The sequence below is a fragment of the Promicromonospora umidemergens genome, from assembly GCF_024171995.1.
Classification (GTDB): Bacteria; Actinomycetota; Actinomycetes; order Actinomycetales; family Cellulomonadaceae; genus Promicromonospora; species Promicromonospora umidemergens.
Genome location: NZ_JAMTCT010000003.1, coordinates 319672 through 335695, shown reverse-complemented (window position 1 = coordinate 335695; position 16024 = coordinate 319672). Strand labels below are relative to the sequence as shown.

Annotated in this window: 14 protein-coding genes; 9 read left to right on the top strand and 5 right to left on the bottom strand. The window is 72.1% G+C overall.

Features of this window, described 5'->3' with window-relative positions:
• Positions 1–64 precede the first annotated feature (64 nt).
• The 5 genes from APR04_RS07530 (at position 65) to APR04_RS07510 (ending at position 5928) form a co-directional block, all read left to right on the top strand.
• On the top strand, positions 65–1876 hold the full coding sequence (locus APR04_RS07530) for an ABC transporter ATP-binding protein (RefSeq protein WP_253869066.1): 1812 nt from the start codon (positions 65–67) through the stop codon (positions 1874–1876).
• Positions 1873–3618 (top strand): ABC transporter ATP-binding protein, encoded by a 1746-nt coding sequence (locus APR04_RS07525; protein WP_253869065.1) that lies wholly within the window; start codon positions 1873–1875, stop codon positions 3616–3618. The genes APR04_RS07530 and APR04_RS07525 overlap by 4 nt, the downstream gene beginning before the upstream one ends.
• A gap of 226 nt (positions 3619–3844) precedes the next feature.
• On the top strand, positions 3845–4354 hold the full coding sequence (locus APR04_RS07520; protein ID WP_253869064.1) for a hypothetical protein: 510 nt from the start codon (positions 3845–3847) through the stop codon (positions 4352–4354).
• A 267-nt stretch (positions 4355–4621) separates the two neighbouring features.
• The gene (locus APR04_RS07515; RefSeq protein ID WP_253869063.1) at positions 4622–5269 is read left to right on the top strand and encodes a hypothetical protein; all 648 of its coding nucleotides are present in this window, start codon (positions 4622–4624) and stop codon (positions 5267–5269) included.
• A complete protein-coding gene (locus APR04_RS07510) occupies positions 5266–5928 on the top strand; it encodes an OmpA family protein (protein ID WP_253869062.1) in 663 nt (220 codons plus the stop codon). Before APR04_RS07515 ends, APR04_RS07510 begins: the two co-directional genes overlap by 4 nt.
• Before the next feature lie 3 nt (positions 5929–5931).
• Here APR04_RS07510 and APR04_RS07505 read toward each other — a convergent pair whose 3' ends face one another.
• On the bottom strand, positions 5932–6765 hold the full coding sequence (locus tag APR04_RS07505; protein ID WP_253869061.1) for an IclR family transcriptional regulator: 834 nt from the start codon (positions 6763–6765) through the stop codon (positions 5932–5934).
• A 69-nt stretch (positions 6766–6834) separates the two neighbouring features.
• Here APR04_RS07505 and APR04_RS07500 point away from each other — a divergent pair, with 69 nt between their 5' ends.
• The 4 genes from APR04_RS07500 (at position 6835) to guaA (ending at position 11331) form a co-directional block, all read left to right on the top strand.
• On the top strand, positions 6835–7872 hold the full coding sequence (locus APR04_RS07500; protein WP_253869060.1) for a 2-dehydro-3-deoxygalactonokinase: 1038 nt from the start codon (positions 6835–6837) through the stop codon (positions 7870–7872).
• Complete coding sequence (locus tag APR04_RS07495; protein WP_253869059.1) at positions 7869–8492, top strand: 2-dehydro-3-deoxy-6-phosphogalactonate aldolase; 624 nt, start codon at positions 7869–7871, stop codon at positions 8490–8492. Before APR04_RS07500 ends, APR04_RS07495 begins: the two co-directional genes overlap by 4 nt.
• Positions 8489–9637, top strand: a complete 1149-nt coding sequence (dgoD, locus tag APR04_RS07490; RefSeq protein ID WP_253869058.1) for a galactonate dehydratase — start codon at positions 8489–8491, stop codon at positions 9635–9637. Before APR04_RS07495 ends, dgoD begins: the two co-directional genes overlap by 4 nt.
• 101 nt (positions 9638–9738) lie before the next feature.
• Positions 9739–11331 (top strand): glutamine-hydrolyzing GMP synthase, encoded by a 1593-nt coding sequence (gene guaA, locus APR04_RS07485; RefSeq protein WP_253869057.1) that lies wholly within the window; start codon positions 9739–9741, stop codon positions 11329–11331.
• A 72-nt stretch (positions 11332–11403) separates the two neighbouring features.
• Here guaA and APR04_RS07480 read toward each other — a convergent pair whose 3' ends face one another.
• From APR04_RS07480 to APR04_RS07465, 4 genes are all read right to left on the bottom strand, one after another.
• Positions 11404–12039, bottom strand: a complete 636-nt coding sequence (locus tag APR04_RS07480; RefSeq protein ID WP_253869056.1) for a prepilin peptidase — start codon at positions 12037–12039, stop codon at positions 11404–11406.
• A 167-nt stretch (positions 12040–12206) separates the two neighbouring features.
• Entirely contained in the window at positions 12207–13463 is a 1257-nt protein-coding gene (locus APR04_RS07475) for a glycosyltransferase family 4 protein (RefSeq protein ID WP_253869055.1), read from the bottom strand.
• 110 nt (positions 13464–13573) lie between these two features.
• Positions 13574–14224 (bottom strand): RodZ family helix-turn-helix domain-containing protein, encoded by a 651-nt coding sequence (locus tag APR04_RS07470; RefSeq protein ID WP_253869054.1) that lies wholly within the window; start codon positions 14222–14224, stop codon positions 13574–13576.
• Positions 14221–15978 carry a PspC domain-containing protein gene (locus APR04_RS07465; RefSeq protein WP_253869053.1) on the bottom strand — a complete coding sequence of 586 codons (1758 nt, stop codon included), beginning with the start codon at positions 15976–15978 and terminating at the stop codon, positions 14221–14223. Before APR04_RS07465 ends, APR04_RS07470 begins: the two co-directional genes overlap by 4 nt.
• Positions 15979–16024 lie beyond the last annotated feature (46 nt).

The window sequence follows — 16024 nt, the reverse complement described above, 5'->3', positions numbered from 1 at the left end:
CGTGCGATCTGCCGCCGGGATAAAGCGTGGATCAATGTCAGTGGTGCTCCGTACCGTGTAGATCGTGCGCTCCCTTCCATTCGCTGATCCCGGCACCCCGCCGCTGCGCGGTCCGATCACCCTGCTCCTGTGGCTCGCCCGCGAACAGGCGCGTGTGGTGCTCGTGGCGGTGGCGTTCGGTGTGCTCGGTTTCACGTGCAGCGCCTTCCAGCCGTTCCTGCTCGGCCGGATCATCGACAGCGCGAGCGCGTCAGGGCTCAGCCGCACCACCTGGACCTGGGCGGGCATCATGCTGGGCGTCGGGCTGGTCTGGATCGCCTCGAACGCGATCGGGCACCGGTGGGACATCACGGCATGGATGCACGCGGCGTTCCGTACGTCCCAGCTCGTGACGCGCACCGTGTCCCGCTCGGGGCACAACATCACCAAGGAGCTGCCGACCGGCGAGGTGGTGTCGTCGGTGGCGAACGACACGATGCGCATCGGCGAGGTCTTCGCCATCGCGGGGCAGACCATCGGCAGCATCGCCACCTACGGCATCGTGGTGGTGCTCATGCTCTCGCAGTCGGTCACGCTGGGCGTCGTCATCGCGCTCGGCCTCCCTGTCGTGGCCGCGATCCTGGCGCTGCTGGTCAAGCCGCTGCAGAAGCGGCAGAAGCACCAGCGCGACGCCCAGGGCAGGCTCACCACCCTCGGCGCGGACACCGTCTCGGGGCTGCGGATCCTGCGCGGGATCGGGGGCGAGAAGGTGTTCACCGGCCGGTACCGGACGCAGTCGCAGAAGGTGCGCGAGGCCGGCGTCGAGGTGGCGGGCACCCAGTCGGTGCTGGACGCGCTGCAGATCCTGCTGCCAGGGCTGTTCATCGCGCTGGTCGTGTACCTCGGCGCGGTGGAGGCCATCGCCGGGCGTATCACGACGGGTCAGCTCGTCTCGTTCTACGGGTACGCAGCATTCCTCTCGTGGCCGGTGCACCTCCTGGTGCAGTCGGTCAACGTCGCGACCAAGGCGCACGTCGCGGCAGGCAAGGTGGTCAAGGTGCTGCAGGTCGTGCCGGCCACGGGCGCAGAGCAGCCGACCGCGGCCATGCCGCCGGCCGACGTGCCCCTGATCGACGAGACGACCGGCGTCACGCTCCAGCCGGGGCGGGTCGTCGCCCTGGTCAGCGCGGACCCGGACGAGTCGGCGCAGGTCGCGGTCCGGATGGGCCGGTTCGACGACGAGGCAGAGGCAGGCACCCCGGTCACGCTCGGCGGTGTCCGGCTGGTCGACCTCGACAAGCGCGAGCTGCGGGACCGCATAGTCGTCGCGCACGCGACGCCGTCGTTGTTCTCCGGCCGCCTCGCGGGCGAGCTCGACGTCCGCGACTCCGCGAACCGGGAGGCGCTGCTGCGGGCCATGCACATCGCTGACGCGCACGACGTGCTGGACTCCTTGCCCGACGGCATCGAGGGCGAGATCCCCGAGAAGGGCCGCTCGCTGTCCGGGGGGCAGCGGCAGCGGGTGGCGCTGGCCCGCGCGCTGCTCACCGATCCGGAGATCCTGGTGCTGGTCGAACCGACCTCGGCGGTCGACGCCCACACCGAGGCACGTATCGCCCAGCGGCTCACCGGGTGGCGCCGCGGCCGGACGACTCTGATCGTCACCGCGAGCCCGCTGGTGCTCGACCACGTGGACGACGTGATCTTCCTGGACAGCGGGCGCGTCGTCGCGCACGGGACGCATCGCGAGCTCCTGGACCTGCCCACCACCGCAGAGGGCGGCCGCGAGGCCGCTCGCTACCGGCGGGTGGTCGGCCGTTCGCTGGACGAGGACCTGGACGCAGAGCTCGACGAGCTGCTGAGCGCGACCAACACCCCGGAGGGAGGCAAGGCATGAGCACGGGAAAGATCCTGCCGATCGCCGACGCGGCCGACACGTGGCAGTACACGCGAAAGATGCTCGGGCGGCACCGGGCGCCCCTGGTCGTCATCACGGTGGCCAACACGGTCGCCGCGACGGCCGGCCTGGCGGGACCGTTCGTGCTCGGCCGGCTCGTCGACGCCGTCACGGCGGGCACCACGCTGGAGGTGGCGCGGAACCTGGTGCTCGTCGCGGTCGCCGCGGTGGTGCTGCAGGCCCTGATCACGCGGTTCGCGCAGCGGCGCGCCATGGTGTTCGGCGAGACGGTGTTCGCGGACATGCGCGAGGAGTTCGTCGAGACGGTCACGTCCCTGCCGCTGTCGACGGTGGAGACCGCGGGCACCGGTGACCTGATCGCCCGCACGACCCGCGACGTCAACCGCATCCAGAACGCCGTGCGCTTCGGCGTGCCACGGCTGGTTATCGCGGTAGTGACGCTCGTGCTGACGATCGCGTTCAGCCTGGTCGTGTCGCCGCTGGTGGCGCTCGGGATGTTCGTGGGCGTGCCGGTGCTCGTCGCGGTCGCGCGCTGGTACCTGAAGCGAGCCACCCCCGCCTACCAGCGCGAGTCCGCCGCCTACGCCCGGCTCGACGGCACCGTCACCGAGTCGGTAGAGGGCGCGCGCACGATCGACGCGCTCAAGATCGGCCGTCGTCGCACGACGCGCGGCGACGACGACCTGCACGAGGCGTTCGAGGCGGAGGTCGGGACGCTCAACCTGCGGACGGTGCTGTTCCCCGGAGTGGACTTCGCCTTCATCCTCGCGCCGATCTCGGTACTCGTCTGGGGCGGGTTCCTGGCCTCCGAGGGCACCGTGACCATCGGCATGGTCGCCATGATCGTCATGTACACGTACCAGCTGCAGGGCCCCGTCTGGGAGCTCATCTTCTGGCTGGACGAGATCCAGGTGGCCGCGACGTCGTTGTCCCGCATCATCGGCGTCCGGCTGGTGCCGATGGACCGCACGGCGAGCGACGCCGTGCCCGCTGACGAAGAGGTGCGCGGCACCGACGTCCGTTATGCCTACCGGGCGGGCACCGACGTGCTGCACGGCATCGACCTCGACCTCAGGGTGGGCGAGCGACTGGCGATCGTCGGTCCGTCGGGATCCGGCAAGTCGACCCTCGGCCGCATGCTGGCCGGCATCCACCCGCCCACCGGGGGCGAGGTGTTGGTGGGTGGCGTGCCGCTGGTCGACCTGCCGCTGGAAGACCTGCGCAAGCACGTGGCGCTCGTGACCCAGGAGCACCACGTGTTCGTGGGATCGTTGGCGGAGAACCTGCGGCTCGCCAGGATCGAAGCGAGCGACGACGAGCTGATGGACGCGCTGCGGGCCGTGGACGCGCACGGCTGGGTCGAGGCGCTCGACGACGGCCTGGCCACGGAGGTCGGCTCGGGCGGCTACAAGCTCACTCCGGCGCAGGCGCAGCAGGTGGCCCTCGCGCGGCTGGTGCTGCTCGACCCGCACACGCTCGTCCTCGACGAGGCGACGTCGCTGCTGGACCCGCGAGCGGCCCGGCACCTGGAGCGCTCGCTCAGCGCGGTGCTCGACGGGCGCACGGTGGTGGCCATCGCGCACCGCCTGCACACGGCGCACGACGCCGACCGGGTGGCGGTGCTCGACGGCGGCCGCATCACCGAGATCGGCCCGCACGACGAGCTGGTCGCGGCCGGTGGCGAGTACGCGAAGCTCTGGCGCAGCTGGCAGCACGAATAGCCGATCCGGCAGTAATAGGTGCCCGCCTTGGGTGCCGTGGACGAGCCTGTCGGTCAAAGCTGGCTGTTGCGTATATGCAATAGCGACTGGACTGGTATGAGGGCGTTTACCAGGGGATTATCGTCCAGTGAACCGGGGAGCATCTGACGCAGGCGACTTCGCTCTGCACGCCTGGGTGGACGAGTCGATGCGCGGCCCGTCCGACTCTGGGACAGGGATGTACTTCATGGCCGCGGTCGTGGCCGACCCGGGGGCATGCGAGGAGACTCGCGACAGTCTCCGCGCCTTGCGCTCCGGGAAGGCGAAGAGGCTCCACTGGCGTCATGAGAGCGAGGCTCGTCAGGAGAAGATCGCAGCGCTCATCGCCGAGCTGGATGCATGGAGCATCGTTGTGGTGGGGATGCCCCTGGATTCCAAGCGGCAGGAGCGCGCGAGACGCCAGTGTATGGAGCGCTTGCTCTTTGAGCTTGACCAGATCGGAGTGACGGCGGTCCATCTTGAGTCGCGCCATGCAGCGTTGAACAAGAAGGACAAGACGATGGCGGCGGCCCTCTATAGCAAGACCGTGATCTCGGCTGCGCTCCGCGTCGCCTTCGCTCTGCCCCATGAGGAACCGATGCTGTGGGTTCCGGACGCCGTCGCAGGCATCGTCAATGCCGCTCGGTCTGGTGGCGTGGACGCGCTACGGCTGATCCTCGGAACAGCGATACGCGAGATCGACGTCGAAATTCTCTAGAAAAACGCGATGCCGGGCTCCTGACGTCCATCAGGGGGTCCCGGCTTCACTTCCTCGCACCCCTTGGGGGGAGGCTGCTCCGAGATTAACACGAGGCTTGGACGATGTCTCGGCTGGGCGCCGGGCTCTGGCGCAGCTGGCAGCACGAATAGCTCAGGGTGTCCAGGGGCAGAGGTGCCCCCGAAATATCGGTGCGTGGGGCCTGGAGATGTGGAACGTTCACCTCGGTCGATCTCGATGAGATCGACGTCCACGAGAAGGAGAAGCATGAGGCGAACGTCGGGTCGGGTTGTCGCACTGCTGGTGACGGGGATGCTCGCGCTGAGCGCCTGCACCGGCGCACCCGGGGACGAGCCGGCCGGAAGCGGGTCGGCGGAGGACGGCGTCGCGGCGGGCGGCGAGGCGGCCGCTCCTGTCGAGGAAACGGGTTCTGCTCGGACGGTGACCGGATCGATGGCCGAGACGACGTCGGACATCCCGGGCGACTCTGGTGCGGGCGGCACGCTGACGCTCACGCTGCGGTCCGTCGACGTGTCCGAACAGACGATGACGGTCCGGTGGGCCACGCGCTGGGACAGCGAGGACGCCGAGCCGGACGCCGCCGTCTCGTACTACGACATGGGTCTGGGGACAGCGGCCAGCGTGATCGACGCGACCAACCTGAAGGTCTACCGGCCGTTCTGCACGGATGGCTCGTGGAAGGCCGGCGGCGTGGACGCTGTCCGGTGCAAGGCCTCGATGCTCACCTCTGCGCGCGACGAGGTCTTCACCAAGTTCCCGAACCACGGCACGGTCGAGGGCTGGGCATCCCTGCCCGCTCCCGAGGGCAAGCCCAAGTCCGTCGACGTGATCCCGATCGAGGGCCTGGCCGGTTTCACCCAGGCCGAGGTGACCTACCTGGACGGCGGGTCGTGAGCCTGGCGGCCGGGGCGCTGGCGGCGGTGCTCGCCCTCGGTGGTGTGGTCGGGGCGGACAGCTCCGCGTCGCCGTCCCCGTCTCCGGACCCGACGCTCATGGCGGAGCTCGCCGAGCAGCAGCAGGCGGATCTCGAGCGGCTCGAGTCGGTGCCGGTCACCGACACGATGCGCGCGGACGCCACCTTCGACCTGCGGACGGACGACGCCCGGTGGGACCTGCTGGCCGAGGACGCCACCTGGGACCTGCGGCCCGACGACTCCATCACCCCGCTGGAGGAAGTGGTCGAGGAGGGCGAGGAGACCACCGTCCGCCTGACGTCAGACCTGCTCTTCCAGTTCGGCGAGCACCGGGTCACGAAGAGCGCCGGCGCGGCGGTCCGCGACCTGCTCGACGAGGTTCCGCAGGACGCGAAGGTGGCCGTCGACGGCCATACCGACTCGATCGGGGACGACTCCTTCAACGACCAGCTCTCGAAGCGCCGGGCGCAGGCGGTCGCCGACGTCCTCCGCGACGCCCGGCCGGACCTGCGGCTCACGGTCAAGGGACATGGTGAACGGCAGCCGATCGCGGAGAACGAGGCGGACGGCAAGGACAATCCGGCAGGCCGCGCCAAGAACCGGCGCGTCGAGGTCAGCTACACGGGCACCGCCGGCTGAGCGCTACCCGCCGGGTGCCCGCCAGCCCAGTCCAGCCGAGATCCGGGCTGCGGCGTCGCGCACGACGGGTGCGAGCGTCTCGAGCCGCTCGGGCGGCATGTAGGGCCGGGTCGCCGTGACGCTGATGGCCGCGACGATCGAGCCGGAGGGGTCGCGGACCGGTGCGGCGACACAGAGGATGCCCGGCTCGTTCTCCTCCAGGTCGAACGCGACACCTCGGGCCGCCGAGATCTCCATGACCTGGACGAACGCGTCGACGGTCAGGACGTCCTGCGCGAGGCCGTGCCCGGCCGTCACCGGCCGCTCGGCAAGGAACCGTTCGCTCCAGCGCCCCGGACCGTCCAGGAGCAGCGCCTTGCCGATCCCCGTCCGGGTCAGCGGCATGCGGTGCCCGATCTGCGAGCGCATCACTGCCCCGCGGGTCCCCGGGATCTTGTCGAGGTAGAGCACCTTGCCGCGGTCCTCGATGGCGAGGTGGACCGTGTCGTGCACACGCTCGGCGAGCGCGCGCAGCACCGGAGCGGCGATGGCGGTCACCGGGTTCTCCTGCAGCGCCTGGTAGCCGAGCTCGATCAGGGCCGGTCCGAGCGCGTACGCGCCGTCGTCGAGCTGGCGCAGGTAGCCGGTGGCGAGGAGCAGCTGGAGCAGGCGGTGGGTGGTGCTGCGCCCGACGCCGGTCTCCTCCGCGATGTCGCGCAGGCGGGTCCTGCCCCTGGCCACGGCATTGACGACAGCGATGCCCCTGGCGAGCGTCTGCGTGCCAGGGGGGCCGGCGACGATCCCGGCGTCGGCCTGCGCGGCGGAGGTGGCCTGCACCGCATCGGAGGGGTCGGCCATCACGCCAGGCTATCCCGATAATAGGGATGCGGTTCGGATAGTCGGGAAGGCGCTCCTATCGTCCGGGGCATGGCTGACGACGCACCGGAGCGCGATGCCGCGCTCGTGGCCCTCGACTGGGGCACCACGACGTTTCGGGCCTGGCTCCTGAGCGGCACCGGCTCGGTCCTCGGCCAGGTCCGCACGGACGACGGCGCTCTCACGGTCTCGGAGCGCGGCGACTCGGCCCGCGAACGAGCTATCGCGTTCGAGCGGACCTTCACGCGACTGTGCCGCCGGTGGCTCGACGAGCACCCTGGCGTGCCGGTGCTGTGCGCAGGCATGGCCGGCTCCAACCACGGCTGGGCCGAGGCCGGGTACCTCGATGTCCCGGCGGACCTCGGCGGCCTCGCCGAGCGGCTGACCGTCGTGCCCGCCGGCGACTCCGTCGTCCACCTCGTACCCGGGCTGCGGGCCACGGGAGCGGACCCGGACGTCATGCGCGGCGAGGAGGTCCAGCTCGCCGGGGCGCTCTCCGTGCTGGCCGACCGGCCAGAGACGGTGGTGCTGCCGGGCACGCACTCCAAGTGGGTGCGCCTCGACGGCAGCCGGGTCACGGGCTTCACCACCGCGATGACCGGCGAGCTCTACGGCCTGCTGATGCGGGACAGCATCATTGCGCGGCTCGCGACAGGGGAGCCGGGCACCGAGGTCTCGGCGGCTTTCGGGCGGGGGCTCGAGACGGAGGCCGCCCAGGGGGACGAACGTGGCCTGCCCGCCCTGCTCTTCACGGCGCGGCCCCTCGTCCTCGCCGGCCGGCTCGATCCCACCGAGGTGGCCGACTACGTCTCCGGCCTGCTCGTCGGCGCCGAGGTGCGGCACGCGCTGCGCGGCACCCCGGCCGCCGTCGTCGCGCTGTGCGGGCCGCCGGCGACCGCGCGCCGCTACCGCTTCGCGCTGGAGCGCGGCGGCGCGGCGGTCCGAACGGTCGGGGAGGACGCCGCCGCCCACGGGCTGTGGCGCGTCGCCCTCGACGCCGGTCTGGCGCCGGCCGTGCCCGGCTCAGCCGCTCCGCGGACCACCGCGACCACCGCGGCCACAGCGACCACCGAGGAGCAGCTCGCATGACCTCCCAGCCCACCGGCCTCGTGGCCATCTTGCGCGGGGTCACACCCGCCGACGCCGTCGACGTGGCGCAGGCGATCTTCGACGCCGGCTTCGACGCCGTCGAGGTGCCCTACAACTCCCCGGACCCGCTGGAGTCCATCCGGCGGATCCGCGCGGCAGGGCCGCCCGGACGCCGCATGGGGGCGGGCACCGTCCTCACCCCGGACGGCGTCCGCCGGGCCGCCGACGCAGGGGCCTCGCTCATCGTGTCGCCGAACACCCGGGCCGACGTCGTCGCGGAGACCGTGCGGCTCGGCCTGGCGAGCTACCCAGGGGCGGCGACGCCGACCGAGGCGTTCACGGCCCTGGACGCGGGTGCGCGCGCGATCAAGCTCTTCCCGAGCACGGCCATCGGCACCGACGGCATGCGGGCGTGGGCCAGCGTGCTGCCACCAGGGACGGAGCTCGTCCCCGTCGGCGGTGTCGACGCCAGCAACCTGGCGGACTGGGCCGGCGCGGGGGCGGCCGGCGCAGGGGTCGGCACGTCGCTCTACCGCCCGGGCGACAGGCCGGAGGTGGTCGGTGCCAGAGCGGCCGAGCTCGTCCGCATCTGGCACACCGACGTCAGGAGCACGCCGTGAAGATCACCTCGATGACGACCTTCGCCCTGCCACCGCGGTGGCTCTTCCTCAAGATCGAGACCGACACGGGGATCGTCGGCTGGGGCGAGCCGGTCCTCGAGGGCCGGGCGGCCAGCGTCGCGGCGGCCGTCGAGGAGCTGTCCGACTACCTGATCGGCAAGGACCCCCGCCGGATCGAGGACCACTGGACGGTCCTGTACCGCGCCGGGTTCTACCGCGGCGGCGGCATCCACATGAGCGCGCTCGCCGGTATCGATCAGGCGCTCTGGGACATCAAGGGCAGGGCGCTCGGGGTGCCGGTCCACGAGCTCCTCGGCGGTCAGGTGCGCGACCGCATCAAGGTCTACTCGTGGATCGGCGGCGACCGCCCGGCCGAGACCGCCGCGCAGGCGAAGGACGCCGTCGAGCGGGGCTTCTCCGCGGTCAAGATGAACGGCCCCGAGGAGCTGCAGTACGTCGACTCGCGCGACAAGATCGAGAAGGTGGTCGCCAACGTTGCCGCGGTGCGGGAGGCCGTCGGACCGAACATCGGCATCGGCGTGGACTTCCACGGCCGCGTGCACCGCCCCATGGCCCGCGTGCTCCTCGACGCGCTGGCGCCCTACCACCTCATGTTCGTCGAGGAGCCCGTGCTGTCCGAGCACGTCGACGGCATCGCCGACGTGCTGCGCAACTCGGCCACCCCGATCGCACTGGGCGAGCGGCTCTACTCCCGGTGGGACTTCAAGGACGTCATCACCTCCGGCGTCGTCGACATCATCCAGCCCGACCTCTCCCACGCGGGCGGCATCACGGAGGTCCGCAAGATCGCGGCGATGGCCGAGGCCTACGACATCGCCGTCGCGCCGCACTGCCCGCTCGGCCCCGTCGCGCTGGCCGCGTGCCTGCAGCTCGACGCCGTCGCCTACAACGCCGTGATCCAGGAGCAGAGCCTCGGCATCCACTACAACACCTCGAACGACCTGCTCGACTACATCGTGGACCCGACAGTCTTCGCCTACTCCGAGGGCTCCGTCGCGATCCCGCAGGGACCAGGCCTCGGGATCGAGGTCGACGAGGAGTACGTGCGTGAGCGCGCTGCCGAAGGGCACCGCTGGCGCAACCCGGTCTGGCGGCACGACGACGGCTCGTTCGCCGAGTGGTGAGCCGAGTGGTGAGCCGGCACCGCCGTCGGGCCGACCGCGGGGTGCGCGAAGTTACACGGACGTGGAGCGCCCCGCCGCCGTCGGCCCCATAGACTTGCCGGGTGTCGTCCACTGCCCCTGACAGCCAGCCCCAGACCCCCCGACCGGTCATCGTCGTCGACTTCGGCGCGCAGTACGCCCAGCTGATCGCGCGCAGGGTGCGCGAGGCGAAGGTGTACTCGGAGATCGTGCCGCACACGTTCACGGTCGAGCAGATGCTCGCCAAGGACCCCGCGGCCATCATCCTGTCCGGCGGCCCCTCCTCCGTGTACGCGACGGGCGCCCCGTTCGTGGACCCGAAGCTGTTCGAGGCCGGCGTCCCGGTCCTGGGCATCTGCTACGGGTTCCAGGCCATGGCGCAGGCGCTGGGCGGCGAGGTCGCGCAGACCGGGCTGAGCGAGTACGGCGGCACGGAGGTCGAGGTGTGCGCCTCCGGCATGCTGCTCGCCGACACCCCAGAGCACCAGACCGCGTGGATGAGCCACGGCGACGCCGTGCACAAGGCGCCGGTCGGGTTCGAGGTGCTCGCGACGTCGGACGGCTCGCCCGTCGCCGCGTTCGAGGACACCCACCGCCGGCTGTTCGGCGTGCAGTGGCACCCCGAGGTGCGGCACTCCGCGCACGGCCAGCAGGTGCTCGAGCACTTCCTCTACGAGGGCGCCGGCCTCGCACCCGACTGGACCCCCGACAACGTCATCGCCGACCAGGTCGCCGCTATCAAGGCGCAGATCGGCAGCTCCCGCGTCATCTGCGCGCTGTCCGGCGGCGTCGACTCCGCGGTGGCCGCCGCGCTCGTGCAGCGGGCCGTCGGCGACCAGCTCACCTGCGTCCACGTCGACCACGGACTCATGCGGGCCGGCGAGGTCGAGCAGATCGAGAACGACTTCGTCGCCTCGACCGGCGTCAAGCTGATCATTCGCGACGAGAAGGAGCGCTTCCTGACGGCGCTCGCGGGCGTGAGCGACCCGGAGACCAAGCGCAAGATCATCGGCCGCGAGTTCATCCGCGTCTTCGAGGACGCGCAGCGCGAGATCATCGAAGAAGCCGGCGAGCACGGCGAGGAAGTCAAGTTCCTGGTGCAGGGCACGCTGTACCCGGACGTCGTCGAGTCCGGCGGCGGCGAGGGCGCTGCCAACATCAAGAGCCACCACAACGTGGGCGGCCTGCCCGACGACCTCGACTTCTCCCTGGTGGAGCCCCTGCGCACCCTGTTCAAGGACGAGGTCCGCGCGGTGGGCCGCGAGCTGGGCGTGCCCGAGGAGATCGTCTCGCGCCAGCCGTTCCCCGGGCCGGGACTGGGCATCCGGATCGTCGGCGAGATCACCGCCGAGCGTCTGGAGATCCTGCGCCGCGCCGATGCCATCGCCCGCGAGGAGCTGACCAAGGCCGGCCTGGACCACGAGATCTGGCAGTGCCCCGTGGTGCTGCTCGCCGACGTCCGCTCGGTGGGCGTCCAGGGCGACGGCCGCACGTACGGGCACCCGATCGTGCTGCGCCCGGTCTCGTCCGAGGACGCGATGACGGCGGACTGGACCCGCATGCCGTACGACGTGCTGTCGACCATCTCGACGCGCATCACCAACGAGGTCCGTGAGGTCAACCGCGTGGTGCTCGACGTGACGAGCAAGCCGCCGGGCACCATCGAGTGGGAGTGACCTCCTGCGGCCCTGCCCCTCTTCCGGGGCGGGGCCGCAGTGCTGTGCGGTGGGTGCTCACCTGACGGGTGCTCACCAGCCGATGAGGCGTGCGCCGGTCAGCCCGATCACGGTGCCGAGCAGCATGTAGGGGCCGAAGGCGATGCCCGTCCTCCAGCCCGCGCGCCGTCCGAGCAGCAGAACGATCGCGACAGCTCCGGCGATGATGTGCGCTGCGAAGACGCCGACCAGCAGGATGTACCAGGAGTGCCACGTCAGCAGGGCACCAAGGCTCAGGGCGAGCTTGACGTCGCCGTACCCCAGGCCGCCGCGCGGGGCGATGAGGTAGAGCACCTGGTAGACGGCGAAGAACGCGCACGCCCCCAGGGCCGCCCGCCCGAGCGAACCCCAGGCCCCGGTGCCCAGAGCCGCCAGTGCGAGCAGGACCCCCGTCGCCCAGGTCAGGGGGAACACCAGGGCGTTCGGCAGCCGGTGCGTGCGCGCGTCGATCACGGCGAGCGCAGCGCCCACGACGGCCAGCACCAGGTATGCCGGCGTCAGCCAGCCCGGGCCGCTCGCCCAGACGGCCCAGCCGGCGGCGGGCACCGCGGCGATGCCGATGGCCCGCGCGTACGGTCGCACCTCGGCCCGGGCACGCCCGTACTGGCGGACGACGAAGGGCTCGGTCGGCGTCGTCGCACCGCTGGTAACCGGGTCGGAAGGACTCACCGCCCGAGGCTATCGGCGGGCCCCTGCTGGGCGCACCACAACAGCGGTCGCCGCGCGGCGTCGATCCCCTTCGAGGCCTAAGTTTCTTCGCTTTCAGCCGCCTCAAAGACGAGGAACTTAGGCTTCGAAAGAGAGACGTTGACAGGCGGCCGCATCCCGGAGAGGTGCTACGCCCGGCCCGCGGACGTCAGGGCCGCCGCCTCCTCGTAGGCCTGCTCCGTCGCCGCCAGCACCTCCGGCCAGGCCACGCCGGCGGGTGGTGTCGCGGCCCGCTCCAGCAGGTCGTCCAGCAGGGCAGGGTCGGTCGCGAGCCGGATGAACGCCGAGGCCAGCGCGTCGTCGTCGGGCACAACGAGGCCGGTGGCGCCGTCGACCACCCGCTCGGCCACGCCCGAACCCGAGCGGGTCACCACGGTGAGTCCAGCGGCCTGCGCCTCGAGCGCGGCGAGACCGAAGGCCTCGGCCACGGCCGGTGCGGCGAAGACGTCGGCCCGCGCGTACAGCCGCTTGAGCTCTGTCGCGGTGAGCCGCCCGGGCAGGGAGACGACGTCGCGCAGCCCGCGCTCCGCGACGAACCGCCGTGCGGCCGCGCGCTCCGGACCGTCGCCGGCGAGGGTCACGAAGAGTGCGCCGTCGGGGAGCCGGGCCGCGGCGTCGGCGGCAGCGGTGAGCAGCGCCAGCATCCTCTTGCGTGGCGCGAACCGTGCGGCGGACACCACGTGCACCGCCGAACCTTCGGGCCGCGCTCCGCGCTCGGTACGCGGCACCCGCCAGGCGTCCAGGTCGAGGCCGTTGGGCAGGATCGCCACGTCTTCCCGGCCTGCTCCGACCATCGGGTCCCGCGGGCGCGGCGCCACCGTCGCGCCACCGAGGCCCGCCCCGTCCGAGCCGCCCCGCGGGCTCGCCCCGTCCGGGGTCAGGAGCCGCCGCAGCGGCGCCGCCGTCAGCTCGCTCACCGCTGACCACCGCACGGGCCAGCGCGACCAGCCGAGCCCTGCGTCGGCCGCCGCGAACACGCGCCAGGCGCCACCCCACACGCTGTGGACGGTCAGCACGGCGGGCAGCCCCAGCCGGGTCACCGGTCGCAGCGCGGCCTGCGCGGTGGGGGCGAGCACCCCCATGTGCAGGTGCACGACGTCGGGCCGCTCACCCCGCGTGATCGCCTCCCGCAGGCGCGCGGTCACGTGGGCGGTGGAACGCGGGTGGACGGGCCAGCCGCCCGGCACCCGCGCGGCGATGCGGTGCACGGTCACCCCCTTCTCGACGGCGGTGCTCACCCCGTGCGCGCCGGGAGCCGCCGGGGTGGTGGTGATGACCTCGACGTCGTGCCCGGCCGCCGCCTGCTGGCGAGCGAGGCGGCTCACCTGGGCCTCGATGCCGCCGAGCAGCGGGAGGTAGGTGTCCGAAAGATGAGTGATCCGCACCTGTCCATCCTCCCAGGCACTCCCCGTCGAGGTCGGCAGAAAGCATCGAGGTCGGTCCAGACCTGGACCGACCTCGATACTTTCTGCCGACCTCGCGCCGCGGCGACGGTTCAACGCCGCCGGAGGCTGGAGATCACCGAACCGACGACGAGGATCACGCCCGCCGCGCCCAGCAGCGCGATCAGCGCGACGCCCAGGTCGAACATCACGCCGACGGAGACCGCGAGGATCCCCAGGCCGACCGCGATCACGATCAGGCCCCACACCGCCGTCCCGACGCGCGGTCCGCGCCGCACGGCAGCAGGGGCCGCCGGCTGAGCTGCCTGCGCCGGCTGAGCTGACTGCACCTGCTGTGCCTGCGTCGGCTGCGCGGGCTGGGCCTGGGTCGGAGCCGCGTCAGGCCCCGGGCCCGACGCCGGGGCGGTCACCTCGGGCGCCGGGTCACGCAGCGGGGCGAGCGGGTCGGAGTCGTCGGGCGCGGGAGCGTCCTGGACGGTGGCGGACGCCGCCTCCTGCTCCTGTACCCGTGCCGCGGCGACGCCGTAGGCCGGGTGCACCTCTCCCTCGGGCGCGGAACCCTGTGGGAGGTGCTGGGTGGCCTGGGCGATCTCCTGCGTCGGCGGGGTCTCCGCGGACGGCAGCACCTCGGTGGTGTCCGGATCGTGCGTGGTCTTGTTGTCCATGGCTTCGCTCGTGTCCCGGCCCTCGGGCCGACTGGGGTTGTCGCTCTGGTCCGCGCGGTCGTTCGGATGCTCGGTCATGGTGTGCTCCCTGACTTGGTCTCGCTCACGATGACTTCGCCCGCGCCGGCCTCGATGTCGAGTCTGAGCACGGCGCGCTCGTCCTCTACCTCGTCGCTCGCGAAGTAGGCGTCGGAGCCGACGCCGCTGACGGACCGGCTCTGGTCGTCGACGTTCCACTCGACGGCACCGGCGGCGACGTAGGCGCTCGCTTCGACCGCCACGTTCTCCGGCACCATCACCTCGGTCATGCCCGCCCCGAGCTGGATGGGCACCGTCACGGGCTCGCCCGGCTCGACCTCGGACAGGTCGAGCTCCGAGAGGTCGATGACGGGCTCACCCCAGCGGACGTAGAAGCCGTTCTCCGCCTCTCGCAGGGTCTGTACGACGACAGTGCCGTCCGTGAGGGTGGCCGCGTCCGGGTTGCTGGGCGCGTTCACGAGATCTTCGACCTCTCGGCTGGTCGTCGCGACGTCGTCCACCCAGCGCGGACCCGCTGCGCCGGCGACGGACACGTACGTGAGACCGAACAGCATCGCCACGATCGCGAAGAACCCGAGCAGACCGCTGGTACGGCCACGCATGGCCGACACGAAGATCGCGACACCGAGCACCACCGTCCCGATGCCCAGCCAGGCCGAGACGGACTCGGCGTCACCGGGCAGCTCCCCGTAGTTCAGGCGGTCCATGCCCAGGATCAGGGCACCGGCCAGCAGGATCACTCCCACCGTGATCCCGACGAAGGTGCCGCCCGGACCCCGGTGGGCACGGGCCGGAGGCGGGGTGTAGACCGGCTGGGGCGGGGTGGTCGGGACAGGGGCGGACCGGTAGGGCGCCTGCTTCTGCCGGTGCGGGGCAGGACCTGCGCCGGTCGCGTAGACCAGACCGTCGGGCCGGCGGTAGCTGACCGGCGGTGCGGGCGTGAACGGGGCAGAGGTGCCGGGCTCACCGGGACGCTGCGGGGCCTCGAAGCCACTGGCCGTGGGGTAGCCGCCGCCCGGGGCGCGGGGCGCGCCGGGTGCGGGGGTGCCGGTCGGCGTACCCGGCGTGGGCACGCCGGGGGTCGGGACACCCGGGCCGGGCATACCGGCCACGCCCGGGACGGCACCCGTGCGGCGGGCGGCGTTGTTGTCGCGCTGCCGCTGCACGCCCTGGACGATCAGGTAGACGACCCCACCCACCACTGCCAGCCAGAAGAAGGCACCCAGCAGGTCCCAGCCGGAGTCGTCCCACCAGCCCAGCGGGCCACCCCAGGCGAAGCCCATGAGGAACACGGCCACGGAACCGAGCATCGCCACGTCGAAGTTGCCGCGCGCCGCCTCCTGCAGGTGGATCCGGCCGTCACGCTCCGGGAGGAGCGCCCAGCCGACGCCGTACAGGATCAGGCCGAGGCCGCCGAGGAAGAAGCTCACGATCAGCAGGCCGCGCACCAGCAGCGGGTCCCAGCCGACCCGCTCGGCCAGGCCGCCGGCGACGCCGCCCACCCAGCGCTGCTCGGAGCGCGGGAACAGGCCGCGACGGATCGACGCGAAGAAGCCGGATTCCGGGTAGGGCTTCTGCCCGGGTGCGACAGGTGCGGGATCGGGCGTCGGGGCGGTCGGGCCGGTCTGGCCCGTCGGACCGGTCGGGCCGGTCCCAGGATCGGCAGCCGGCTCGAAGGCCGGGCCGGCGTGGTTGGCGTCCGGGCCGACAGGCCCGGCGCTGGCCGGCCCGGCGTCGGCCGAGCCGCCTGGCTCACTCGTGGCGCCCTCTGGACGCGTCTCGTCGGTGCTCATGGTGACAATGCTGGTCGACCGGCGCCAGATCCGGCATCGGGACCTG